The sequence below is a fragment of the Sorangium sp. So ce394 genome (assembly GCF_051474665.1).
Lineage (GTDB): Bacteria > Myxococcota_A > Polyangia > Polyangiales > Polyangiaceae > Sorangium > Sorangium cellulosum_D.
Map to the genome: position 1 here is coordinate 3025770 of NZ_CP150339.1, position 24175 is coordinate 3049944.

General features: G+C 71.8%; 21 protein-coding genes. 18 read left to right on the plus strand and 3 right to left on the minus strand.

The genetic code is table 11. The features are described 5' to 3' along the window. Nucleotides 1-148 precede the first annotated feature (148 nt). The 3 genes from WMF33_RS11305 to WMF33_RS11315 all read left to right on the plus strand — a co-directional run bounded on the left by WMF33_RS11305 (nucleotide 149) and on the right by WMF33_RS11315 (nucleotide 3155). The gene (locus tag WMF33_RS11305) at nucleotides 149-1492 is read left to right on the plus strand and encodes an extracellular catalytic domain type 1 short-chain-length polyhydroxyalkanoate depolymerase (protein WP_437337138.1); all 1344 of its coding nucleotides are present in this window, start codon (nucleotides 149-151) and stop codon (nucleotides 1490-1492) included. Between the two features lie 371 nt (nucleotides 1493-1863). Then, nucleotides 1864-2301: a hypothetical protein gene (locus WMF33_RS11310; RefSeq protein ID WP_437337139.1), complete on the plus strand. Its 438-nt coding sequence runs from the start codon at nucleotides 1864-1866 to the stop codon at nucleotides 2299-2301. Continuing rightward, nucleotides 2298-3155 carry a class I SAM-dependent methyltransferase gene (locus tag WMF33_RS11315; protein ID WP_437337140.1) on the plus strand — a complete coding sequence of 286 codons (858 nt, stop codon included), beginning with the start codon at nucleotides 2298-2300 and terminating at the stop codon, nucleotides 3153-3155. Before WMF33_RS11310 ends, WMF33_RS11315 begins: the two co-directional genes overlap by 4 nt. A 76-nt stretch (nucleotides 3156-3231) precedes the next feature. Here the strand turns inward: WMF33_RS11315 and WMF33_RS11320 are convergent, their stop codons facing one another. Then, on the minus strand, nucleotides 3232-4389 hold the full coding sequence (locus tag WMF33_RS11320; protein WP_437337141.1) for a cobalamin-independent methionine synthase II family protein: 1158 nt from the start codon (nucleotides 4387-4389) through the stop codon (nucleotides 3232-3234). Nucleotides 4390-5034: 645 nt separating this feature from the next. On the opposite strand from WMF33_RS11320, the gene WMF33_RS11325 reads away from it, so the two are divergent. From WMF33_RS11325 to WMF33_RS11340, 4 genes are all read left to right on the plus strand, one after another. Beyond that, nucleotides 5035-6414, plus strand: coding sequence for an MFS transporter (locus WMF33_RS11325; protein ID WP_437337142.1), 1380 nt, complete (start codon nucleotides 5035-5037; stop codon nucleotides 6412-6414). A 108-nt stretch (nucleotides 6415-6522) separates the two neighbouring features. Then, entirely contained in the window at nucleotides 6523-7044 is a 522-nt protein-coding gene (locus WMF33_RS11330) for a hypothetical protein (protein ID WP_437337143.1), read from the plus strand. A 155-nt stretch (nucleotides 7045-7199) separates the two neighbouring features. Next, the gene (locus WMF33_RS11335) at nucleotides 7200-8525 is read left to right on the plus strand and encodes an L-fuconate dehydratase (protein WP_437337144.1); all 1326 of its coding nucleotides are present in this window, start codon (nucleotides 7200-7202) and stop codon (nucleotides 8523-8525) included. A 547-nt stretch (nucleotides 8526-9072) separates the two neighbouring features. Beyond that, nucleotides 9073-10053, plus strand: coding sequence for an alpha/beta fold hydrolase (locus tag WMF33_RS11340; protein WP_437337145.1), 981 nt, complete (start codon nucleotides 9073-9075; stop codon nucleotides 10051-10053). Between the two features lie 14 nt (nucleotides 10054-10067). Here WMF33_RS11340 and WMF33_RS11345 read toward each other — a convergent pair whose 3' ends face one another. Further along, complete coding sequence (locus WMF33_RS11345; RefSeq protein WP_437337146.1) at nucleotides 10068-10721, minus strand: TetR/AcrR family transcriptional regulator; 654 nt, start codon at nucleotides 10719-10721, stop codon at nucleotides 10068-10070. Nucleotides 10722-11109: 388 nt separating this feature from the next. On the opposite strand from WMF33_RS11345, the gene WMF33_RS11350 reads away from it, so the two are divergent. The 10 genes from WMF33_RS11350 (at nucleotide 11110) to WMF33_RS11395 (ending at nucleotide 21516) form a co-directional block, all read left to right on the plus strand. Beyond that, a complete protein-coding gene (locus tag WMF33_RS11350; protein ID WP_437337147.1) occupies nucleotides 11110-11739 on the plus strand; it encodes an ABC transporter permease in 630 nt (209 codons plus the stop codon). Nucleotides 11740-12044: 305 nt separating this feature from the next. Next, nucleotides 12045-12251 carry a hypothetical protein gene (locus tag WMF33_RS11355; protein WP_061623378.1) on the plus strand — a complete coding sequence of 69 codons (207 nt, stop codon included), beginning with the start codon at nucleotides 12045-12047 and terminating at the stop codon, nucleotides 12249-12251. Nucleotides 12252-12444: 193 nt separating this feature from the next. Beyond that, the gene (locus WMF33_RS11360; protein ID WP_061623377.1) at nucleotides 12445-12726 is read left to right on the plus strand and encodes a hypothetical protein; all 282 of its coding nucleotides are present in this window, start codon (nucleotides 12445-12447) and stop codon (nucleotides 12724-12726) included. A gap of 521 nt (nucleotides 12727-13247) precedes the next feature. Continuing rightward, nucleotides 13248-14636 (plus strand): cytochrome P450, encoded by a 1389-nt coding sequence (locus WMF33_RS11365; RefSeq protein WP_437337148.1) that lies wholly within the window; start codon nucleotides 13248-13250, stop codon nucleotides 14634-14636. A gap of 209 nt (nucleotides 14637-14845) precedes the next feature. Further along, nucleotides 14846-15769, plus strand: a complete 924-nt coding sequence (locus WMF33_RS11370; RefSeq protein ID WP_437337149.1) for a Rieske 2Fe-2S domain-containing protein — start codon at nucleotides 14846-14848, stop codon at nucleotides 15767-15769. Next, on the plus strand, nucleotides 15748-17157 hold the full coding sequence (locus WMF33_RS11375; RefSeq protein ID WP_437337150.1) for a DUF692 domain-containing protein: 1410 nt from the start codon (nucleotides 15748-15750) through the stop codon (nucleotides 17155-17157). The genes WMF33_RS11370 and WMF33_RS11375 overlap by 22 nt, the downstream gene beginning before the upstream one ends. A gap of 3 nt (nucleotides 17158-17160) precedes the next feature. Continuing rightward, nucleotides 17161-17907, plus strand: a complete 747-nt coding sequence (locus WMF33_RS11380; protein WP_437337151.1) for a nucleotidyltransferase domain-containing protein — start codon at nucleotides 17161-17163, stop codon at nucleotides 17905-17907. Beyond that, entirely contained in the window at nucleotides 17904-18962 is a 1059-nt protein-coding gene (locus WMF33_RS11385; RefSeq protein ID WP_437337152.1) for a hypothetical protein, read from the plus strand. Before WMF33_RS11380 ends, WMF33_RS11385 begins: the two co-directional genes overlap by 4 nt. Further along, a complete protein-coding gene (locus WMF33_RS11390; protein WP_437337153.1) occupies nucleotides 18946-20403 on the plus strand; it encodes a hypothetical protein in 1458 nt (485 codons plus the stop codon). Before WMF33_RS11385 ends, WMF33_RS11390 begins: the two co-directional genes overlap by 17 nt. A gap of 87 nt (nucleotides 20404-20490) precedes the next feature. Beyond that, nucleotides 20491-21516, plus strand: a complete 1026-nt coding sequence (locus WMF33_RS11395; protein WP_437337154.1) for a TauD/TfdA family dioxygenase — start codon at nucleotides 20491-20493, stop codon at nucleotides 21514-21516. A 66-nt stretch (nucleotides 21517-21582) separates the two neighbouring features. Here the strand turns inward: WMF33_RS11395 and WMF33_RS11400 are convergent, their stop codons facing one another. After that, nucleotides 21583-22461 (minus strand): SGNH/GDSL hydrolase family protein, encoded by an 879-nt coding sequence (locus tag WMF33_RS11400; RefSeq protein ID WP_437337155.1) that lies wholly within the window; start codon nucleotides 22459-22461, stop codon nucleotides 21583-21585. Between the two features lie 760 nt (nucleotides 22462-23221). Between WMF33_RS11400 and WMF33_RS11405 the strand changes: the two genes are divergently transcribed. Continuing rightward, nucleotides 23222-24169: an SDR family oxidoreductase gene (locus WMF33_RS11405; RefSeq protein ID WP_437337156.1), complete on the plus strand. Its 948-nt coding sequence runs from the start codon at nucleotides 23222-23224 to the stop codon at nucleotides 24167-24169. Nucleotides 24170-24175: the final 6 nt, after the last annotated feature.

Here is a 24175-nt window from a genome sequence, read left to right on the forward strand (position 1 = left end):
ATGTTCTGCGGCCGGGAATGGTTCGGTTCAAATTTTTCTGAATTGGAAGAACTCGAAGCGCGGCTTGCGCCGAAGTTCTGTCGTCGATTAGCATCGACGCGGCAAGCGCGCGCCATCGTCGGCGACGCCAGCGCAAGAGGTGCTCGACATGCGTCGATTTCTGAACCGCGCCCTCGTGGTCGCGTCGATGTCTCTGGGCCTGCTCGCGGCCATGCCAGCGCGCGCGGCGTCCGTGGTGAAGGTGGACCGGACGACGTGGGGCGCGAGCGGCGTACCGGACTACGTCAACATGAACATCTATGTCCCGGACCGGCTGGCGGACAATCCACCCATCGTGGTGGCCTGCCACTCTTGCAGCACGCCGGTGAGCGGGTTCTTCAACAGCATCTCGGGGATCCGCGCCGGGGCCGACAAGAACGGCTTCATCATCGTCCTTCCCGAGGCCACCGGCCGGAACTGTTGGGACGTGGGCTCGACGAAGTCCCTGACCCACGACGGCGGCGGCGACACGCAGGCCGTCGCTCAGATGGTGAAATACACGCTCGAGAAGTACGGGGGCGACCCGAAGCGCGTCTACGTGATGGGCGGCTCCTCCGGGGCGATGATGACCCAGGCCATGCTGGCCGTGTACCCGGACATCTTCAGGGCCGGCGCGGCGAGGGCGGGGGTGGCGGCTGGGTGCTGGGCCGACGGCTTCGACCCGAGCAACCAGTGGAGCGGCAACTGCGCGGGGGGCAGGACGAGCAAGACGGCGGCGCAATGGGGAGACCAGGTCCGCGCGATGTTTCCCGGCTACACGGGACACCGCCCGCGTCTTCAGATCTTCCACGGCACGGCGGACGCCACGATCAACTACAAGAACCAGGGCGAGGCGATCAAGGAGTGGACCAACGTCCTGGGGTTGAGCGAGGCCCCGAGCTCGACCGACAGCACGACGTCGAACGGGACGACCTATGAGCGCCAGTTCTGGAAGGACGAGTGTGGCTACACGGTGTTCGAGGCGTGGTCGGGGAAAGACGGCGCGCACTCCATGCCGTACGAGGCCGACGCCATCCTCGCGTTCTTCGGCCTCGACGAGGCCGGCGGCGCCGATCCAGAGCCCGCCTGTCCGGGGCCAGACGGCGGCGGTGGCATGGGCGGCGCGGGCGGCGCTGGCGGCGCTGGCGGCGCGGGCGGCGCGGGCGGCGCGGTAGGCTCCGGGGGCGGCGCCGGACCGGCCGCGGGGAGCACCACCACCGGCGGGGGCGCAACCGCCGGCTCTGGCGGGCAGCCCGCCGGCAGCGGTACGGGCGGCGGCGGCACGGGCGGTAGCACCCCGACCGGCGCTGCGGGCAGCGACGACCCCGGCGCGGGCCCGGATTCCGCATCCGAATCGGGCGGATGCGCCTGTGTCGTCGGCGATTCGAAGCCGATGAGCTCGACCGCAGCCGCCGTCGCCATGGGCCTCGCGCTGTTGACGCTCCGTCGCCGCCAGCGAAACGCCGGGCGCTGACAAGGTACCTTCGCGCAGGAAGCGCGCCTCTCAATGAGCAACGCATGGGGTCGGCGTGCGATGCGCGCGCTCCGTGAGCCGCGCCGCGCGGCGCGAGCGTGACATGTCACGCCTCGGACCGTGACATGTCACGCCTCGAACCGTGACATGTCACGCCTCGGGCCGTGACATGTCGCCGCGGCTCGCCCCGCGGGAGAGGGCGCCCTCGGCCGGCGCGGGCCGCGGCGCGCCCGGTTCGGCCGGCGCTGCGCCGCCGGCGCGCTCCCTCGGAGGGCGCGCCAGACGGCATGTGCCTTGCTGATCCGCGCGCTGGCTCGCAACGCACAAGCGCGCGGATGGCCGCGCCATCACCCGGGGAACGGAGCATCATGATGTCTGCGCCGATACCGATGACCACCATGAACCTCCTCGCGAGGTCCATTTCTGCTGAGCAGCGGCTCGACGAGGCGGTCCTCTGCGCCAACGTGCCGAGCCCGCTGTCCGCGGTCGCATTTCATCAGGATGTCGAGTGCATCCAGCGGTTCTTCGCCGCGGGGTTCCCCGTTCACCTGGCGGTCCATCGCGTGGACAGCGCCGAGCCGGCGCGCCGGGACTACACCGCGCTGCACACCCACGATGTCCCGGAGATCAACCTGATCCTCCCCGACCCCACAGGCCTGGAGTACCGCATCGAGCTCGGCTCCAGCGCCCACCTCGTCACGGGCAGCACGAGCATCTGGATCCCTCCGGGCGTCCCGCACTCCGCCAACGTGATCCAGGGCTCTGGCTACCTCGTCACCGTGCGCCTCGATCGCGGGGTGGCGACATGAGCTGCGGTCTTCCTCGGAACCTCGACGCCGACGTCGACGCCGACGCCGATGCCGATGCCGACGCGACGTTGCCATCCATCACCATCCCCCCCGCCGCGCAGGCCTACCGGAGAGGGAGCCTCTGGCAGAAGGGGCGCGGCGAGCGCCTCATCGAGCTCGCCGGCGTGAGGCGAGGCGAGCTCGTGCTCGACCTCGGCTGCGGCACCGGCGGCCTCACGCAACAACTCGCCGAGCTCGTCGGCCCCGGCGGGCGCGTCGTCGGGATCGATCCGGACGAGGCGCGGATCGCGCTCGCCCAGGACACCGCGGTCGCGCCCAACCTCGAGTTCCGGGTGGGCACGGCCGAGACCCTCGGCGAGATCGCCCGAAACCGCCCCATCGATCTCGTCTTCTCGAACTTCGTGTTCCACTGGATCCGCGACAAGCGGGCGGTCCTCCGCCGGCTGCGCGGCCTGCTCCACCCCGCGGGGCGCATCGTCGTCCAGTGCGTCTCGTCGCTCCCCGCGCTCGTCGGGGAGCTCTCGCGGCTCGCGGACCCGTCGGGGGAGAGGATCCTCCGGGACTTCGCCTTCGAGGACGCCGCGGCGCTCGCGCACCACGTCGAGGGCGCCGGCCTTCAGCTGCTCCGCCTTGAGGAGCAGCAGGGGACACACGTGTATCCGACGCTGGACGCGCTGCTCACCTGGTGGCGGGCGACGACGCACGACCGCTTCGACCCGCGGGCGATCGAGCCGGCGGCGCTCGCGCGGTTCGCCGAGCAGCATGGCGAAGGCGGCGCGTTCCTGGTGCACGAGACGTTCTGCTGGTTCGAGGCGCGGATCCCCCCGGCGCACGCGTGGGGACGCCGCGGCTGACCCGGCGCCCCCTCCGCGGCGGCTGCCTCACCCGCGGCTGTTCATCGACCCTCCGCCGCGCGGCGCGTTCAGCGCGTCACGCCTTATGCCCCCACAGCTCCTCGGTGGCGAGCCGCGCGCCCTGCGCGAGGGACTCGAACTTTGCCCACATCACCGTCGGGTGGACGCGCTGAATGTGATCGGCCTGGGCGAACCCGCAGTCCGACCCGGCGATGACGCTCTCGCGGCCCACGATGTTGGCGAACCGCACGATGCGATCGGCGACCACCTGCGGGTGCTCCACCGTCGTGATGTGATGGGTGATCACGCCGGGAATGAGGATCTTCTCCGGCGGCAGCTTCACCTTCTGCCACACGCGCCACTCGTGCTCGTGCCGCGGGTTCGCCGCCTCGATCGAGTACGCGCCCGCGCGGACGCGGAGGATGAGGTCCACGATGTCCTCCAGCGGCGCGTCGGACATGTGCGGCAGGTGCCAGCTGCCGAAGCACACGTGATAGCGGACGCGATCCTCCGGAATGTCGCGGAGCGCGTGGTTGAGCGCCTCCACGCGTAGCTCGGCCCACTTGCGGTACGCCTGCGGGCTCTGCTGCACGAGGTGATCATACATGTTCGCGAGCACCGCGTCGTCCACCTGGACGACCAGGCCCGCCTTGGAGATGGCCAGGTACTCCTCGCGCAGCGCCTCGGCGAGGGCGAAGATGTAGTCGCGCTCGCTCCCGTAGAACTCGTTCAGGCCGTTGAACACGGCGCTCCCTGGCGCGACGACCGTGAGGAACCCCTCCGCGACGCTCACGCCGGCGAGCGCGGCCTTCAGGTTGTCGACGTCCCTTTGCACGTCGCCCGGACGGTAGCGGAGGGCGCTCGTACAGACGTGCTGCATGAGGGTGCCGGGGTTGTCCTTGAACTCGAGATCGACGACTTCCTTGAAGCGGACCTTGTCACGGCCGAGCCAGTCGCGCGGGCTCTTGCCGCCAGGCCGGAGCTCGAAGCCCGACACGCGCTCGAGGACGTAGTTCGCCCAGCTCGACTTGCCGTACTCGCCATCGTTCACGATGTCGATCCCGGCCGCCGCCTGCCGGCTGACCACGTCGGCGACCGACTGGCGCAGCAGCCTGGCGTAGGCCTCCGGGTCCTTCGGCGGGCCGATGCGCTGGCTCGCCATCTCGAGCATCGCGGCCGGTCGGGCGATGCTGCCGACGTGGGTGGTGAGAATCCGGTCTTCGCTGCGTCTCATGACCCCTCTAGGCTCCAACGATTGCGGTCGTCCACGACCTCGAACGAGCCCTCGCTCGCCCTCCGATGCGCGATGAGGGCGCCCCCGGCACGCCCCGGCGCGATCGCTCGGCGACGCCGGCTCCCACCCAGGGTCGGGCTCGCTCACGTGGCAATCGAGGTTGTCTCCGCTGGAAACCCGAGGCGCCTGGGGCGAACGAACCGGATTTCCTCCTCCCCGACCCCTAACACGCGCCCCGCTCACGGCGCAACGGTCAAAGGTGCTCGTCCAAACCTCGACGGACAGCGCGTTTCCGGCTCCCGCCCTGAGTCCATCTCTCGCGCTCCGTCTGGGGTGAACTCAAGCGAATTTTTCAATGGGCGAGGAGCCCTCGTGTCCCCTGTTATGATGGGCTCGCACAGATACAGCAGGGCATCTGCGTGCGCGCCGACAGGACGCGCCTCGACAGCGTGCGTGCGCCGCGGAGCGCGGCGAGCCGCCTCGGCGCAGGCGCCGCGACGGATCAGCTCGGCTCGCCGGGAGCCAACCGATGCTTCCGGGGCGCGCGCCCCCTCGCCGGCGGGCGCGGCGCCGGGCGATGGACGCGCCAGGCCAGGTCGAGTAGGACGTGCAGCCCCGTTCGCGTCGCGTCGCGCAGCAGGCCAGATGAACAAGAACGAGATCGAGATCGGTTCGCTCATCGATTCGGCGAAGTTCATCGGCCTGCCGCTCGCGATAACCGTGCTCACCGTCATCATCATGCTGGTCGACGGCTTCGACCTGCAGGCGATGGCGTTCGTGGCGCCCGAGGTCCTGAAGGAGTGGGGGATCGCGCGTGCGGCGCTGACGCCGGCCCTGACGGGCAGCATGGTGGGCATGGCCGTCGGCTCGGTGGCGCTCGGCTGGGCCGGCGATCGCGTCGGGCGCAGGCGCTCGTACATCGCCTGCATGGCGTTCCTGGCCCTCGGGTCGTTCTTCTGCGCCCACGCCGGCTCGCTCGCCAGCCTCACGATCTGGCGCGTGGTGACGGGGATCGGGCTCGGCGGGGTGACGCCGCTCGCGGCCGCCATCATCTCCGAATGGACCCCGAAGCACGCCCGCAGCATCGCCGTGGCGTGCGCCATGGTGGCCGTGCCCCTCGGGGGCATGCTCGGGGCGGGGGTCGCTCAGCGGGTCATCCCGATGTACGGCTGGCGCGGTGTGTTCTGGATCGGCGCGGCGCTGCCGCTCGTGCTCTTCGTGGCGGCGATGTTCCTGCTGCCCGAGTCGCCCAAGTACCTCGCGCAGCGCCCCCACCTGCACGGCCGCCTCGCGAAGCTGCTGAACCGCCTGTTCCGCGAGCGCCGCTTCACCGGCGACGAGCGCTTCGTGGTGGCCGAGCCGCCGCCGCCGCCCAGGAGCTGGCTCGCCGCGCTGCTCGGCCCCGCGTACCGCTCCACCACGCTGCTGCTCTGGGCCGCGTTTGCGTTGAACACGCTCGCGCTGTTCTCCTGCGTGAACCTGCTGCCCACGGTGCTGTCCTTCACGGGCATGAGCACCGCGGAGTCGCTGCAGGGCTCGAAGCTCTTCAATTTCGGCGGGTTCTTCGGCGCGGTGGGCGGCGCCGTGATGATCGGCTGGTGGGGCTCGCGCCGCGTGGGCGCGGCGCTCTCGACGGTCGGCGCCGTCGCCACGTTCCTCATCGGCACGATCATCCTCGATAACGGGGGCGTCCTCGACGGCCGGTCGCTCGCGCTGCTCACGCTCGCGGGCATGGCGATGAACGGCATGCAGAGCTTCCTCTACACCGTGGGCGCGCACTCCTATCCCACGTATATCCGCGCGTCCGGCGTGGGCTGCGCGCAGACGGTGTCTCGCGCCGGCGGGCTCCTCGGCACGGTGGCCGGCGGCTCGTTCTTCGCGCTCGAGCCGCAGCCGCCCGTGAGCTACTTCTTCTACGCCGTGGCCGCCGCCGTCGCGCTGGTGGTCGTGAGCTTCGCCTCGCTGCGCACCCACATCCCGGGACGGAAGGGGAGCGCTTCGCCGCAGGCCCAAGGGGGTGAGTGAGCAGGGCGGGGGGCCGCGACGCGGGGCGACCTCCGCGCGCCTCGCGGCACCGAGGGCGGAGCCCAAGTGTCCCGTTGTGCTCCCCATGGAATCTCCTATGCTCTGACCATGCAATGGAAACAGCGATTCCTTGTCCTTGGGCTCGTGAGCTCTCTCGGGTGTGCCATCGGCGACTCGGCGTCGCGTACCGGCGGCGGCGGCGGTGGCGGCGGTGCGGGGGGCCAGGACGTCTCGGACGGCGCCGGAGGCTCGGGCGGCACGGGAGGCCGGGATGATCTCGGGGGCTTCGGCGTCGGTGGGGTCATCGTCACCGACTGGGATTACAAGCCTATCCCGCTCGATGGCCGCCCGGCCTGCGAGGAGCGCCCGGTGTTCTGCGAAGATTCAGGCATCTCCGCCGAGGTGGCAGCGAAGCGCGTGGTGGAGATCGGGAACGAGTGCCTCGTCCCCAATTTCCCGTGCGGCGGCGCGATCGGGGTCCTGTTCGACGCGGTGGGCTGCGCCATCGGGACCGATGCGTTCGATCTCGACGAGAAATCGCTGTCCTGCGTCTACAAGGCCCTCACGGAGGAGCGATGGGCTTGCGCCGCGGGCTTGCGCGTGACCGGTGGAGGCTGGAATTGCGAATGACCGGCGCTCGCCTCGACGCGCTGCCCCGGGCGCATGACCGTTCGTCGCAGCGATCCCGGCGCCCGCGCCGCTCGTGACCGCCCCCCTCGCGCTGCGCCGGCATCTAACCGGCGAAGGCCACGCGCGCGGTCCGGCGCGGTCTTCGAAGGGGGCCTATGTCCGTCCGTATCACCGATGTCGTCGCCCGCGATATCCGCTTTCCGACCTCGCGCTCTCTCGCCGGATCGGACGCCATGAACCCCGAGCCGGACTACTCGGCGGCCTACGTCGTGCTCGAGACCGATGGCCCGGAGCGGCTGGAAGGCCACGGCCTGACCTTCACGATCGGCCGCGGCAACGAGCTCTGCGTGGCGGCGATCGGCGCGCTCCGGCCGTTCGTCGTGGGCAGGCGCCTCGACGAGGTGACGGCCGACATGGGGGCATTCTGGGACGAGATCACCGGCGACAGCCAGCTCCGCTGGATCGGCCCCGAGAAGGGGGTCATCCACCTGGCGACGGCGGCGATCGTCAACGCCGCCTGGGATCTGCGGGCGAAGGCGGCGGGCAAGCCGCTCTGGAAGCTGCTCGTGGACATGACCCCCGAGGAGCTCGTCCGCTGCGTCAGCTTCCGCTACATCACGGATGCGCTCGGCCCCGACGAGGCGCTCGAGATCCTCCGCCGGAGCGCGCCGACCCGCGGCGTGCGGGAGCGAGAGATGCGAGAGCGCGGCTTCCCCGCCTACACGACGTCCGCGGGGTGGCTCGGCTACTCCGACGCCAAGCTGCGCCGTCTGTGCCGCGAGGGGCTCGCGCGCGGCTTTTCCCATTTCAAGATGAAGGTCGGCGCGAACCTCGACGACGACATCCGCCGGGCGCAGATCCTCCGTGAGGAGATCGGGGCGCACCGCAGGCTCATGATGGATGCCAACCAGGTGTGGGACGTGGACCAGGCGATCGCCAGCATGCAGCGCCTCGCGGCGTTCGATCCGTGGTGGATCGAGGAGCCCACGAGCCCCGACGACATCCTCGGCCACGCCGCCATCGCCAGGGCGATCGCGCCGATCGGCGTGGCGACGGGAGAGCACGCCCACAACCGGGTCATGTTCAAGCAGCTGTTCCAGACCGGCGCCATCCGGTTCTGCCAGGTGGATGGTGCCCGGCTGGGCGGCGTCAACGAGGTGCTCGCCGTGCTGCTCATGGCGGCCAAGTTCGGCGTCCCGGTCTGCCCTCACGCCGGCGGGGTCGGCCTGCCGGAGATCATGCAACACCTCTCGCTCTTCGATTACATCTGCGTGAGCGCGTCGCTGGAGGATCGCGTCCTGGAGCACGTCGACCACCTCCACGAGCACTTCGTCGATCCGGTCGTGATCGAGGCTGGCCGTTACATGCCGCCCGGCGCGGCGGGATGCAGCGTCACCCTGCGGCCCGAGTCGCTCGAGAGGTTCGAGTTCCCGTTCGGAGAAGCGTGGGTGAGGCAACGGCAGGCGTCGGTGATGCGCTGAGCGGGCCGGCTGTCCTGACGGGCGGCGCGGCCTCGCGGGGATCGCCGGGCCGGGGCACGATCGGCGTGTCGTCCGGCGGCGTGTGGCAGACCGAGGACGACGGCGCCTCCTGGGCGCTGCGCGGCGCCGGCATGTACGCCGCGCACGTGCCGCCCGAGCGCCGGGACGACCTCGCCATTCAGGATCCGCACCGCGTCATCGCCTGTCCCGCGCGGCCGGACCACCCCTGGGCCCAGCGCCACAACGGCGTCTTCCGCAGCACGAACGGCGGCGCCCCGTGGCACGACACCCCTCCGGCGCAGCTGGCCAGACCGCCAGACCCATCGCGAGCGCCGGTGTCGGAGGTTTGTTTACGTTTCTTTGGTAAAGAGCATTTCCCTCCTTGCCGCGGCGGCCCACTCGTGTGCATCTTGCCCGGTGGCGCGCCGGCAAAGGTCGTCACTTCCGACGTCCCTGCCGTCGTGTCGAGAGCTTTCTTTTGCAGTGGCGGCGCTGTGTCCGGGGGGCAGCCTCGTGCTCGCGCGGCCTGCAGTGGAGATCGAGAGTCATGACCGACAAGAAGCAAGGAGCACCTTCGTCCCGCTCGGACCGTACGCGCCGCCAGGTGCTGAAGCAGGCGGTGGGCCTCGGCGCGGGGCTGGCCGCCGCGAGCTTGCTCGGCGGAGAGGCGTCCGCCGCGCCGCGCCCGCGCATCCGCTCCGGGACCTTCACGACCAGCGACGGCGTCGCGCTCAACTACCTGGAGGCGGGCCGAGGCGAGCCGCTGCTCCTCTTGCCGGGGTGGTCCCAGTCGGCGGCGCTGTACCGGACGCAGATCCTCGCCTTCGCGGAGCACTACCACGTCATCGTGCTCGACTGGCGCGGCCACGGCGAGTCGGAGAAGGTCGACCACGGCTATCGCATGGCGCGCTTCAGCGCGGATCTCCACGAGTTCCTCCGCGGGATGAGGCTCAAGCGCGTCACCGCGCTCGGGCACTCGATGGGGTGCGGCGTGCTCTATAGCTACTGGGACAACTACGGTGGGCAGTACCTGGATCGGCTGATCCTTGTCGACGTCGGCCCGGCGATGACGGCCTGGCCCGACTGGTCCGAGGAGGAGAAGGTCGAGGCAGGGTCCCTGTTCACGCCGCAGTCGCTCTACGACACGGCCGCCGCGCTGCGCGGCCCCGACGGGGTCGCCACGACCCAGGGCCTCGTGGCGAGCCTCTTCAGCCCCGACTTTCCGGCGGATCGGCTGGCCGCCATCGTCGAGGAGAACCTGAAGCTCCCGCGCGAGTACGCGGCCAAGCTGCTCGTGGATCAGGCCGCGCAGGACTGGCGGGACGTGATCCCGCGGATCGACGTGCCCACCCTCGTGGTCGGGGGCGAGATCAGCATCTTCAGCCCCATCTCCCAGCAGTGGGTCGCCGACCAGATCCCCGGCGCGGAGCTCATCATCTTCAGCGCCGAGGAGGGGGGCAGCCACTTCATGTGGGTCGAGAACCCCGAGAAGTTCAACGAGGATGTGCTCGATTTCCTCGGCTGCTGAGCCGCGCCGCCCGCTCAGGGGTTGAGGCGCGCAAGCGCGGAGATCATCCGCTCGGCGATGTCGGCGGGCCCGGGGAAGATGCGGGTCACGGCGCGCTGGTGTGCGAGCCCGTGCAGGCCGAGCCACAGCGCGATCGCGTCGGCGGCGGGGTCGGTGCTGGCGGAGCAGCCGGCGGCGACGCAGCCGCCGAGGGCGTCGACGAGGATTTTCAGGGCTCCCTCGCCGAGCGTGGTCAGGTCCCGCTCCGTCAGGGAGCTGTCGCCCAGCGTGGGCATCCAGAGGCCACCGAACATGGTGCGATAGCGCTCTGGATGCGTCCGGGAGAACTCCAGATAGGCGTTGCAAACGGCGTACAGCCGCTCTCGTGGATCGTCGCCGGCCTCTTCCACGGCGCGGCGCAGCTGGCTCTCGAGCTCGGCGAAGGCCTGCTGCACGACGGCCAGCATGATGGCCGGCTGATCGGGGAAGTGGGGGTAGATCGAGGGGGCGGCGATCCCGACCCGGCGGGCCACCGATCGCAGCGTGATGGCGCGCTCGTCGCCGGCCTCGTCCAGCAGCGCGACCGCCGCGGCCACGATGTCGTCGCGCAGGCGGGCGCCCTCGCCGCGGCGGTTGCGGTCGCGGGCCGGTTTCGGTGCGGCCGACGCCGCCGTTCCGCTGTCTCTCATGGTGTTACCTTACACCTAAAAACTTATCGATGTTAGCCCTTGCGGGCTGACGATAACGTAAGAATCATTACATCCACGGTGGACCGGCGGACCTGCTCGACGGCGGCGACGAGCGGCCGTGACCCTGCGCCCTGGCTCCGGTCCGTGGGCTCGTCGTCTTGCGGCCCGAGAAGGCGGACCTCAGCCCCAGCGAGGGGGCGCGGGCCAGCCGCTTCGTGCCACGCCCCGACGCCCTCCACGCGCCGGCACGATTTTCTCGCCGAGTTAAGTTGACAACCGTTAGGTGACGATAATAAGCTTACGCATGTAAGTCGATGCCGATGGCGTCGCGTTGTCTTTCAACGGCTCGCCGTTCTCGGCTCGCCCCCATGACCCGGAGGTTCCCCTCATGTCCGCCGCCACCCCGACCCTGTTCGCCGCCACCGCCACCGCCGCCGTCCCCGCGCTTCCCGTGGGCGAGGTCGACAACCGCGCGATCTACATCAGCTTCGGGCTTGCCTACGCGCTCGGCCACGGCGCCGCCGCGCTCTCCAAGGGAGCCAGCCCCCTGCTCGCCTTGCCCGGCTGGCTGCCCATGACGCTCCTGGGAACGGGGCTCGCGGTCGGCACCGTCTACGCCACCCTCGCCGCCGCCCGCGCCCAGCGCGGCGCGAGCGGGGCCGACGCCCTGTCCGGCAAGCTGCTCGGCGCTTCGTGGGTCAGCGCCTTCACCGCGCTGTTCCTCGCCATCACCGGCCTCGCGTACACCCTCGACATGCCGGACCTGCAGACCATCCTCTGGCCCACCGGCTCCGGCTTCGTCGTCGGCCTGATCTACCTCGGCGAAGGCGCCGTCCGCCGCAACCTGCTGCACTACGGGCTCGGCACCTGGCTCGCCCTGACCTCCACCGCGGCGCTCTTCCTCGGCGCTCCCGGCCTCTTCTGGGTCCTCTCCATCGCCGGCGGCGGCGGCTACGCCGTCGCCTCGGTCCTCGAGGGCCGTCGCCTGACCGCGCTCGCGAAGCAAGCGCGGCGCTGACCCCCGGCTGTTCCTTGGGAGGAACAGGTGTCTCCTCCGGAGAGGCAGGGGGCTCGCCAGCCTCGTGCTCATCTCCGTGGCTCAGGCGAGCGATTGGCCTCGTTTTCGGAGCAAACGCGGGAGCTCGCCGACGGTCGCCCGGCCCGCCCGCCGCGGCATGACGATTGCTGGTTCCTTCGCCGACCGCTTCGTTTCTCGCCGACAACGTCGCTTCGACCGCCGAGCCACGCACGTCGCGCGTGGTTCGGCGCGCAGGGGGCGGCGCGTCGGCGTCCAGACGAACAGCAACCCGAAGGAGCCTGTCCATGAAGCACCTGTTGTTTGCCGCGTTCTTGCTGCCGCTCGCGCACGTCGGCGATGCCGACCCCGCCACGCCCGGATCGAGCGAAGGCGCGGTGGTCGAGGCCGCCGCCGAGAGCGACGCCGCAGCGAAGCCGCCTGTGCCCTTCTGCCTGCCTGGTGAGAAGGTCGTATGCACCCTGGGGCCTCCGCCTGTTTGCCATTGCGAGTAGCCGTCGCGAAGGGCCGTCGAGCGCGGCCTGCGCCGGCCCCTGGCGCGTGCACGCAGCTCGACGGGAGCCGCGGGCGACTCCGACATAAGGGGCGCTCAAGGTGAGCTCCTGTCGACGTCAAAGACATCTCTGTTTCACATGCCCGGTCTACATCGAGGAGAATCGAATGTTTACTCGCTTTGTTCAACGAACCATGGCTGTCCTTTTCGCGTCGCTGCTGGCGAGCTTCACCCTGATCGGCTGTCAGGTCGAGGTCGTCGACGAGCCGTCCCCCGACGGCGAGGTGGGCGAGGCGAGCCAGGCCATGCTCAACTGCAAGGGGCGGTGCGCCAGGTTCTTCATGCTCTGCGTCCAGTCCGGCGATGACTACGAATTCTGCGCCGCCGACCGGGACGCCTGCATGGCGGACTGCGACGAACAGACCTGCGAGCCCGGGGAGCCCGGGTGCTGCCAGGGACAGCCGACCTGCTGGTAGGCGGCGAGGTCGCAGCGCGATCTCGATGACCTAGAGCGGTCTTTGGCTGGGACTGACACATCGTCCTCGTCCCCGTCCGTCTGCCGTCTGCCGTCTGCCGTCTGCCGTCTGACGTCTGACGTCTGACGTCTGACGTCTGCGTCTTTCGTCTTCGCTCTTTCGTGCGCGTGCGCGTGCGCGATTCCCCGGAATCAGCGCGCACGCGCACGCGCACGCGCACGAAGACGGGAGACGGAAGACGCAGACGGGAGAGCGGCTCGCTCCCTCTCCGCCTCGGCGTCTCGCTGCCCCGCCGTGCGCTCGGCCGCGGGCGCGACTGGCAGGGGCTCGACGTCTTCTACTTCGACGGGCGCCAGATCGGACGCAGCGTAGCCCGGGGAGATCGATCTCGAGCGCCTTGACCGTGGCGCACGCGCACCTCGCTCAGCATACAGCGGCTCCTTCGTGGCCCAGTTGGCATAACCGCGGTTGGGCAGCCGACCGAGCTCGTGTAGCCTCCTCCAGCAGAGGAGAGCGCGACCATGCTCGAAACGTTCGATCCCTCGTCCACGGCTGCGTCAACGTCGGTTCGCAAGCCTGCAGCGCGTGCCCGCGGCTATCCGGTGGTAGGGCTGCTCCCGGGGCTGGTGCACGACGCGCCCAGCCTCTTCCTCCAGCTCGCACGGCAGCACCCGGGCGCGCTCATCGAGCTCGATCTCGGCGTCCTCCGCGCCTACCTGGCGACGCACCCCGATCAGGCGCAGTACGTCCTCAACGACAACTGGCGCAACTTCACCAAGGAAGGCGGGATGTGGAAGCCCCTCAGGAAGCTCCTTGGCAACGGCCTCATCTCGGCCAGCGGCGACGAATGGCTCCGGAACCGCCGGCGCATGCAGCCGCTGTTCGCGCCGCGGCAGCTCGCGGGCCTGGTCGACCTCATGGTCGATGTCGTCGAGAGCGATCTGCCGCGGCTCGAGCAGCTGGCGCGCACCGGCGCCGTCATCGACATGGACAGGGAGATGATGCGGCTCACCCAGCGCATCATCTTCGCGACCATGTTCGGCGCCAGCATCACCCCCCGGCAGGCCGATAGCCTCGGCGACGCGCTCCTCACCGCGTTCCAGGCGCTGAACGCGAGGATGTTCCTCTATTTCGTGCCCGACCGCTTGCTCCCGGGCGAGCGCGCCTTCAGGGGCGCGCTCGCCAAAATCGACGAGGGCCTCCTGCGCCTCGTCAAGGAACGCCGCCGGAGCGGGGAAGAGCGGGACGACCTCCTCTCGCTCCTCCTGCACGCGCGGGACGAGTCCGGCTCCGGCATGGATGACCGACAGCTCCGGGACGAGCTCGTCACCATGTTCATCGCCGGCAACGAGACCACGGCGATCACGATGACCTGGCTCTTCTACCTGCTCGACGGGCACCCCGAGGTCGAGCGCAAGCTCCGCGCGGAGATCGAGCAGGTGCTCGGCGACCGGCGGCCCACGGCCGCCGACCTGGCGAAGATGGACTACGCAAAAATGGTGATCCAGGAGGCGATGCGCCTCTATCCGCCCTCCTGGCTCCTCCCGCGCGTGGCGAAGGAGGACGACGAGATCTGCGGCTATCCCGTGCGCGCCGGCGCGACCGTCATCGTCAGCCAGTACGTCATGCACCACGACCCCGCCTTCTGGGAGGACCCCGAGAGGTTCGACCCCGAGCGCTTCACGCCCGAGCGCTCGGCCTCCCGCCCGCGCTACTCGTTCATGCCGTTCGGCGGCGGACCGCGGCAGTGCATCGGCAACCTGTTCGCGATCATGGAGGCGCAGATCCTCCTCGCCGTCCTGCTGCGGCGGCTCCGCACGCGCCTCGTGCCCGGTCGCCCGGTGTCGCCTCAGGCCGTCACCACCCTCCGGCCGCGCCATGCCCTCACGATGACGCTCCACCCCGCCTGATCGGATCGCCCGCCGAGCGCGCGGTCCGCTGGAGCGCGGCCGCCCGCTCGGGCGCGCGAGGCCGGCGTGAGCTCGGAGGTACCTCGGCGCGCCCGGGTCTCGTAAGATGGTGAGCTCATGCCGCGACCGCCGGCACGACTCCGCCCCCACCCCCGGCGCCGCACGAGCGCACGGGCGAACACGACAGGCGCGGCGCCGAGGAGATCCACGTGAGCGCTCGAATCCCCCTTCCGCCTTTCCCGAAAGGCTGGTTCCAGGTCGCCTCTGCGGAGGAGCTGTCCACCGGCGGCCCCCTCCCGCTCCGCTGCTTCGGGCAGGACCTGGTGCTGTTCCGGACGCAGGACGGCGAGGCCCGCGTCCTCGACGCCCACTGCCCGCACATGGGCGCCCACCTCGGGGTGGGGGGCCGCGTCGAGCAGCGCGGGATCCGGTGCCCGTTCCATGGATGGGTGATCTCCGGCGAGGGCGCGTGCGTGCACATCCCGTACGCGGACACGATCCCCCCGAAGGCGAGGGTCCGCTGCTGGGAGGTGCGGGAGCTCGACGGCGCCATCCTGGCCCACCACGCGCCCTCGGGCGAGCCGCCGGCGTTCGAGATCCCGCCGCTCCCCGAGGCGCGCTCGGCGGAGTGGTCCCCGGGCATGAGCAAGCGCTGGAGGATCCGGACGCACGTCCAGGAGACGCTCGAGAACATCGTGGATCCGGCCCACTTCGTCGTGGTGCACAGCATGCCGGTGCAGCCCCGGACCGAGATCGAGATCGACGGCCACATCATCCGATCCCGATCGTCGGTGAAGCAGAAGGGCCCGAACGGGCAGGTGGTCGACGGCACGATCACCTGGGAAGGCCACGGCATGGGGTACGGGACGATCCGCTTCACCGGCATCGTCGAGCTCCTCTTCGTGAACACGGTCACCCCGATCGACGAGGAGCTCGTCGACGTGCGCGTCGCCTTCTGGCTGCGCAACGACGGCGCGCAGCGCCTCGGTCACGCCCTCGCCGCCGAGGTGTGCCGGCAGATCGAGGAGGACATCCCGATCTGGGAGAACAAGATCTATCGCCCCCAGCCCGTCCTGTGCGCCGGCGAGAAGACGATCATGACGTTCCGCAAGTGGAGCAGCCAGTTCCTCTGAGCGGCGGCGGCGTCGGCGGCGTCGGCGGCGTCGGCGGCGTCGGCGGCGTCGGCGTTGGGTTCCGCCCCGAGCTCGCCGCGGATCTGCTCGCCGCGCCCTCGGCCGTGGACTTCGTCGAGGTCGTGGCCGAGGCCTGCTTCGCGAGCCCGGCCGCGCGGCGCGAGGCCGCGGCCATCGCGCGCATCTGGCCGGTGGTGCCCCACGGGGTGAAGCTGTCGCTCGGCAGCGCCGAGGGCGTCGACCTCGATCGCGCCCGCCGCCTCGGGGCGCTCTGCCGCGAGCTCGCGGCCCCGGTCGTGAGCGAGCACGTCGCCTTCGTGCGCGGCGGCGGGCGCGAGATCGGGCACCTCACCGCCCTGCCGTACACGCTCGAGGCGGCCCGCGTCGTCGCGCGGAACGTCGCCGCCGCCCGGCGGGCGCTCCCGGACATCCCGCTCCTGCTCGAGAACGCCGCGCGCACGCTGCGCTTCCCCGACGACGCCCTCGACGAGGGGAGCTTCTACGCCGAGGTCGTCGCCCGCACCGGCTGCGACCTCCTCCTCGACGTCGGCAACGTCTACGCGAACGCCGTCAACGCCGGCGTCGATCCCGGGGCGCTCGCCCGGTCGTACCCGCTCGAGCGCGTGGCGATGATCCACGTCGCCGGCGGCGCCCGCGAGCACGGCTTCTACTTCGACACGCACGCCCACCCCGTCCCCGAGCCGGTCTTCGCCCTCCTCGCCGCGGTCCTCGCGGCCACCGGGCCGGTCCCGATCCTCCTCGAGCGCGACGGCGACTTCCCGCCCTTCGCCGCCCTCGCCGCCGAGCTCGCGACCGCCCGCGCGCTCGCCCGGTCCGCGCCGCCGCGCCGCTCGCCGCCGCCCGCGCCGCCGCCCGCGTCGGCCGCCGATCCGCCCCCCGGCGCCGCGGCGCTCGCCGCGGTCCAGGCGCGCGTGGCCGAGCTCTTCACCGCCCCGCGCGCGCCGTCGCCGGCCGACGTCCGGCCGTTCGCGGCCGACGAGGTCGCGCGATCGCGCGCGATCCTGCAGCGCAAGCGGGTCGACGACGCGCTCCCGCTCTTGCCGCGGCTCGCGTCGCACCGCGAGGCGGCCGCGCGCCTCGGGGCCCGGTGCGTCGAGGCGTCGCCGCGGGCCCACCGCCTCGCCGCGGTCGCCGACGCGCTCCGGATCGCCGCCGCGGCGGCGGCCGACGAGCGCCTCGCGGCCGAGGCGCTCGTCGATGGCCTGCTCCTCCGCGCCCGCTTCGTCGGGCCGGCGGCCGACGGGAGCGTGCGGCCCAGGCTCCTGCCGTTCATTCGGCGGGAACGGCTGCCCGGAGGTCGGGTAATCTGGGCGATCAAGGGGATGGGCTCGAGCGCCGATGTCCGGATCGTCGAGCCGCGAAGATAGCCTATGAAAGACGGATCGAACGCCGCGGGGAGCGCGGTCTCCCGCTTGCCGGCGCCGGTGCAGGCGCGGCTCGTCGAGCTCAAGGACAGCCTGGAGCGGGCGCTCGGCGACCGGCTCGCGTGCCTGCTCGTCTACGGCAGCGCGGCGCGGGGCGGCTACCGCGACGGCCAGAGCGACGTGGACCTGATGGTGGTGCTCGAGGAGGCGTCCCGCGAGAGCCTCGACGCGATCGCCAACGCGCTCCGGCTCGCGCGCTACGCGGCCCGGATCGAGGCGATGATCCTCACGGCGGCCGAGATCCCGCAGGCCGCGGACGTGTTCCCGCTGCTCTACGACGACATCCGCCGGTGCCACGTGCTCCTCTCCGGCCGCGACCCGTTCTCGGCGCTGGTGATCGACGGCAAGAACCGCCGCCTGCGCGTCGAGCAGGAGCTCCGCGAGGCGCAGATCCGGCTCCGGCGCGCGGTGGTGGACGGTTTGGGCTCGGACGACGCCCTGCGCGGCGCGGTGCTCCGCAAGGTGAAGCAGATCCGCGGCCCGCTGCACGCCCTGCTCGGCCTGCGCGGCATCGACGGCGACGACGATCTCGGCACGGTGCTCGCCGGCGCGGGCAAGCTGCTCGGCGTGGACGTCGCCCCGCTGCAGCGGGCCCACGAGGCGCCGGGCGCGGCCTACGAGGCGCTGGCGGCGCTGCTCGCCCGCGCGGTCGACGACGTCGATCGGCTCGAGCACGGGGAGGCGGCGCGATGATCCACGAGATCTTCGACTTCTTCCCGTTCAACATCGCGTCGGGGCCGGAGTTCTTGCTGTTCTACTTCGTGCTGTCGTCGTCCGGCCTCTTCTTCGCCGCGCTGGCGCGGAAGGCGCTCGGCGCGTCGCTCGATCGCGCGGCGCAGCCGGGCGGCGCGCCGGCGGCCGCCGCGGCCGCGGCGGGCACGCCGTACCGCTTCCACGCGCCGCCGCCCGAGCGGCAGCGGCTCTCGGTGGGCTGGGTCCCGCAGCCGGACGAGTACTGGGCGATCGCGTACCTCCGGGAGGAGAACAAGGGCGTCGCGGCCACGCTGATCGCGGTCGCGATGGCCGCGGGGTGGCTCGTCCCCGGCGGCGACGGGAAGGGGGAGTCGTTCCAGGTGGCGGGCGGCGCCCCGCCGCGGGACCGGGTGCTCTCGGCGTTCTTCGGCCTGCTCACGTCGCTCCGCCCGGGCGGCGACCCGAGCGCGGCGCTCTCGGTGGCGCAGGTGCGCGCCTCGGCCGAGCGGGTCGCGGCCGACGTCGAGCCGGAGCTCCGCGAGGAGCTCGCCGCCGCCGGGATGATCCGGCCGCGGGGGACGGTGGCGATCCTCTCGGCGGTGGTCTGGGCGGTGGGCCTCGTCCTGCTCGGCGTGGGGCTGATCCGCGTCCTGCGCGCGGAGGAGCTCCACCGGCCGCACACGTTCCTGGTGGTGGAGATGATCGCGCTCCTGTTCGCCACGTGGCTCGTGGCGAGGAGCACGAGCGCGTACAGCGCCCTGAAGTCGGCCTACCTCGACTGGATCGAGGACTCGACCGTCTCGCTGCGCGCCGACGTCGCGGGCGGCCGCCGCCGGGAGGCGGTGGACATCGGCTTGACGGTGGCCGCGACCGGCACGGCGGCGCTCGCGATGTCGCCGATCTTCGGGCCGATGATCTTCGCGATCACCCCGCCGCGCGTGGCCGCGGTCGAGGGCGGCTCCGGCGGCTCGGGGTGCAGCTCGTCGAGCTGCGGCGGCGGCGGCGGCTGCGGTGGCGGCGGCGGTTGCGGCGGTGGCGGTGGCTGCGGCGGGTGATGCCTGCTTCGAGGTGCTCGACGCCCTCGGCCTGTGCCGGCTGACCCGGCGCGCCGGCGATCTCGACGGCGCGGTGCCGCTGCGCGTGGCCAAGGCGTGCGTGCCGCTGCTCGAGGGCAACGCGTTCGGTCATCAGATCACGCTGGCGCGGCCGATCGAGGTGCAGCGGCGCCTCGGGTCGCTCCGCGCCGAGCCGGCGGGCGAGCACCGCGAGGCGCTGCTCCGCGCCCACCGCGCCGCGCTGCCCCGGCTCGTGTCGCAGGGCTTCCTGGCACCGGACGGGGCGTGGCACCGGGCGCTGCGCGGCGGCCTCGCCTGGACGTGCCGGACGGGGCTGGGGCGGCCGCGCCTGCGGCTGTGGACCGGGCTCCTGGTGCGCCCGGACCCTGGCGTGTGGCTGCGGGTCGCGGGCGCGGCGAACCGCCGCAACGTGCTGATCGAGGTGAGCGAGGCGTACCTCGCGGACGAGCGCGCGTTCGTCCCGCTGGTGGTCGAGCTGCGCGTCCGCGACGAGGCGCCGCGGCGCCTGCGGCTCGAGGGCGAGCTCGGCTGCCTCGCGCCGGTGCGCCCCGGCGTGCGGATCGAGGCCTGCGCGCTGGCGGACGCGCCCGAGGTGGGGCAGGCGCACGCGGAGTTCTACGACGCGAGGTACTTCGCGGTGAAGAAGGGCGAGGTGACCCGCAAGTACCGGCGCCTCGTGGGAGGCGAGGCCGGCGCGCGGAAGGGGCGTGCGGGCGAAGGGGGCGCGGGCGAGGGGAGCGCGCGAGAAGGCGATGCGGGCGAGGGGAGCGCGCGAGCGGGAGATGCGGGCGAGGGGAGCGATGCGGGCGAGGGGAGCGCGGGGCCGGCGCGCGTGCGGCTGGTGGTCGCCGGGCCGGCGGCGCCCGAGATCGCCGAGGTGACCGAGGTCACGACCGCGGCCGGGCCGGATCCGGTCCCGTGGCGCGGGGGGGCGCGGCGCCTCGCCTCGCTCGTGGTGAGGAACGCCGTGCCGTTCCGCGCGACGTTCGACGGGCACACGCTCGCCGTCGCGCCGGAGGCGACGCGCCTGGCCGAGGGCGCGGCCGCGGTGGAGCGCACCTTCGCCCGGGCCTTCGGCGAGGATTTCATCGCCGCGAACCGCGGGGCGCTCTGGTACCTGACGAAGTACTTCACGCCCCACCCGCCGGGCGAGCCGCACTTCTTCGTCAAGCCGTGGGCCTTCACCCGGACGCCGCCGGGCTGGTCGAGCCTGCTCGACGGCATCCACGGCGAGGGCTACGACGTGATGCGCGGCGTGGTCGCGACCGACGTCTTCTTCGCGACCCCCGCGGTGTTCCACGTGCGCCGGCTCGGGGCGCCGATCGAGGTGCCCGAGGGCGCGCCGCTGCTCCGGGTCCTGCCGATCCCGCGCGACCTGCTCCGGGCCGGCTTCCGGGAGGCTCGGTTCCTCGATGCGTGAGCGGCGTGGACGGCGCGGTCATCGTGGCTGTATGTGCTGGATATCGGTGATGATTTCGCCCATCGAGCGCCCCCGCGGAGCGCGCCCGTGAGCGGGCGGTGGGTCTGGCCCGGCGCGGAGCGCGGTCCGGCGAGGCTCCTCGACGAGCTCGCGGCGCGCGGCTTCTCGGTCCTCCGCGGCGACGCCTCGCTGGCCCCCGAGGAGGCCGCGCGGGCGCCGTGGAGCTTCGCCGAGCGGCTCCTCGGGGCGAGGCCGCGCCTCGTCGAGCGGCAGCCGATCAAGGCCGTGCCGGGGGGGAGGTCGTTCGCCGCGAGCTCCGCGGCGGCGCCGCTCCACACCGACAGCCAGAGCTTCGCGGGCGCGCCGCCGGCCGTGCAGATCATGGCCTGCGTCCGGCCCGCGGAGCGTGGCGGCGAGAGCCTCCTGCTCGACGGCTGGGCGCTGCTCGCGGCCGTCGAGCGCGCCGACCCCGAGCTCTTCCGCGCGCTCTTCACGGCCTACCGGCGCATCCCGTTCGTCTTCGGCGACGTCTTCGGCCCCACGGTGTCGCTCCGCGACGGCGCCCTCGCGCTGACGCACGCGCCGGTCGCGCCGCCGGGGGACGCGATCGCCGCGCGGCTCGCGCGGTTCGTCGAGGCGTCGCGGCGCGAGGTGATCGAGCTCGCGCTCGGCCCGGCGGATCTCCTGGTGGTCGACAACCGGCGCATGCTCCACGGCCGCCGGGCGTTCGAGGGCGGCGCGCGCGAGTTCGTGCGGCTGCTCGTCTGGATGGATGCGCCGCTCCCGTCGCCGCCCGCGTACCGCGCGCTGGCCGCCCAGGTCGCCGAGGCGGCCTCGCGCCGCGTCGCCGGCGCGCCGGAGGCCACGCGCCGGCGGCTCGGCCTGGGCGCGCCGGCCCCGCCCGAGGCGAGGCGCCGCCTCGGGGTGGTCCTGGAGATGCTGCGCGGCGTCCCGCCGGGGGTGCTCGCCGCGCGCGAGCGGATCTCCGAGCCGGAGCTCTACCGCCTGCGCGACGCGGCGCTCGCGGCGGCCGAGGCGGCGCTCGCGGAGGGCGCGGAGGGCGGGGATGACGGCGCGCTGGCCGAGGCGATCGGGCGGATGGGCCGGGGATGAGCGGCGCGCGCCGCGCGGAGGACGTCGCGCCATCGGCGATCCGTCAGCCTGCGCGGCCCGCTCTCGTCACTGCGCGACGCAGTTCTCCTTCATCACTTCCCAGACGGCATCCCCGGTGGCGATGCTGCCGGCAGAAGTGGGGTGGATCCCGTCTTGCGTATATTCGTTGTGTCCGTTCCAGGTCGGACGAAGGTCCAACCAGTAGCACTTCGGCGACGTGAGCCCGTCGCACAGCTCCTTCATCTTCGGTCGGAGCGCGTCGAGGCAGGTTTTGAGCGACGCGAACTGGTTTCCGATGGGATCCGGATAGAAGAAGTAGACCACCTTTTCGACGTTGTCCCCGGCCATGGTCTCGAACAACGACTCCGCCGCCGCGAGGGCGGCGTCGCCGTCCCCTCTCAACAAGCAGTCGTTCCCGCCCCCGTCCATCAGCACGTACTTGATCATGCCGTTCTCCGCGGCTTTTCGGTACTGGCTGGGGATTTGATCGCCGGCCAGGGTCGTGCCGCTGACCGAGTTGTCGATGTAGCGCTCGTTCTCGGCGAGGGAGCCGTTGGCCTTGGCCTGCTTCTCGATCTGCTGCGTGATGCCGTGGGTGGCGGCGATGAACGATTCGCCGATGACCGCGACCTGATTTCCCCTGGTCTGGCCCGTGACGCACTCGCCCGAGCTCCCGCCGGTGCTGGCCGTTTCTCCGCCGCTGGCCGAGCTGCTGGCCGGCCCGGTGGTCGCGCCACCGCTGCTCGAGGTGCTCTCGGCCGATGAGCCTCCGGTGCCGCCAGGGCCCGTGCCGCCGGTGCCCGTGCCGCCGGTGCCGACCGTCGCCGTGGTACCCCCGCCGCTGGTAGACCCGTCAGGGGTGCCTCCGCTGGTCGAGGTCGTATCATCGTCGTTCGCCTCACCACAGGCACAAATGCCGAGGCTCAGGAGACCGAGGACGATCAAGTTCGTAGAGACGCAGCGACGTATTGACCGCATTTTTCTTTCTCCAGTGTCCGAATTCGCGCCGAGGTTTCAGGGGGCGAAAGGCCTTCGTCTGCCTTTGCGATGCATCGTCGTGGCGAACGCCGATCCAATTCGAGAGGCTTGGAGCCGCGCTTGAAGTCGAGAGGGGGGTCTCGGTGTCCAGGGCGCACCCAGGCGAAGAACAGCCGGTGAGCACGAATCGAATCGTAGTCGTCCGGTGCGGCGAGGATGCGCTGCCCTCGCCCCTCTGTTCCGAGATCGCCGTCCGTCCTCGCATCGCACGATGCAACTGACTGCCACGACTTCGTACCCGAGCCAGCTGGATCGAGGTATAGGCATACCCGCCTATGCCTCGATGCGTGACGTCACGTCCACGTTGGTGGACTGCACAATTCGGGCGAGAGTCGAATTCGGTCATCACTACACAAGCTGCGGGATCTGCCCGACCTACCCCGGTCAACGGGCGGCGCTCGCCTGCGCCTCGTCCACCCCGGCACTGAGCCGGGACGCCACGCGGGCCCGACACGACACCGCCGCTCACCGCGCCCGGCCCCCCGCGGGCGCACGGCGCGCGCCCCGCCGCGCGGGCCCGCGCTGCTAGCGGCTTGGTGCGCCGCGGGCCTCCGGATATGCTCGTGCGGTATGGCCTCACGTCCTCCCGGTGCCGCTTCGCTGCGCGGGGTCGCCCTCGGCAGTGCCGCGTGCCGGTCGGCGGCGGAGCCATCCAAGGAGCAGCGAAATGACGAGCTGGTGTCTGGATTCTGACGCTTTGCGTGGTCGCATCGCGGTCGTCGCCGGGGCGACGCGGGGGGCCGGCCGCGGGATCGCGGCCGCCCTGGGAGAGGCCGGCGCCACGGTGATCTGTACCGGCCGCAGCAGCCGCAACCGCTCCCTGGAATCCGACTACGACCGCCCGGAGACGATCGAGGAGACCGCCGAGCTCGTCACCTCGCTGGGCGGCCACGGCATCCCCATGGTCGTCGACCACCTCGACGCCTCCCAGGTCGAGCGTCTGGCGGACCAGATCCGGGATGCGCACGGCCACATCGACATCTTGGTCAACGACATCTGGGGCGCCGAGCGGCTCAAAGGTGGACCCTCCGAATGGAACACGCCCATCTGGCGGCACGACCTCCAGAAGGGGCTCCGGATCCTCCGGCTCGCCATCGATACGCACCTGATCACCTCCCACCACCTCATCCCGCTCCTGATCGCTCGCCCCGGAGGCCTCCTGGTCGAGGTGACCGACGGCACCGCCGACTACAACGCCTCGCGATACCGCATCTCGGTGTTCTACGACCTGGCCAAGGCGGCGGTGAACCGTCTGGCGTTCTCCCAAGGCCACGAGCTCGCGCCGCACGGGGCCACGGCCGTCGCGATCAGCCCCGGATGGCTCCGCTCCGAGATGATGCTCGAGAACTACAAGGTCACCGAGGACAACTGGCGCGCCGCGCCGTCGCCGCCCGGGTTCGCGGTCTCGGAGTCGCCTCGCTACGTGGGGCGCGCGGTCGTGGCGCTTGCGACCGACCCGAGGCGTGAGCGATGGAACCAGCGGTCGGTGACATCAGCGCAGCTGGCGGCCGAGTACGGCTTCACGGACCTCGACGGCTCACGCCCCGATGTGTGGCGATACAGCCAGGCCGTCGAGGACGGCGACCAGGACGTCGAGCCGGCCGACTACCGGTGAGCATGC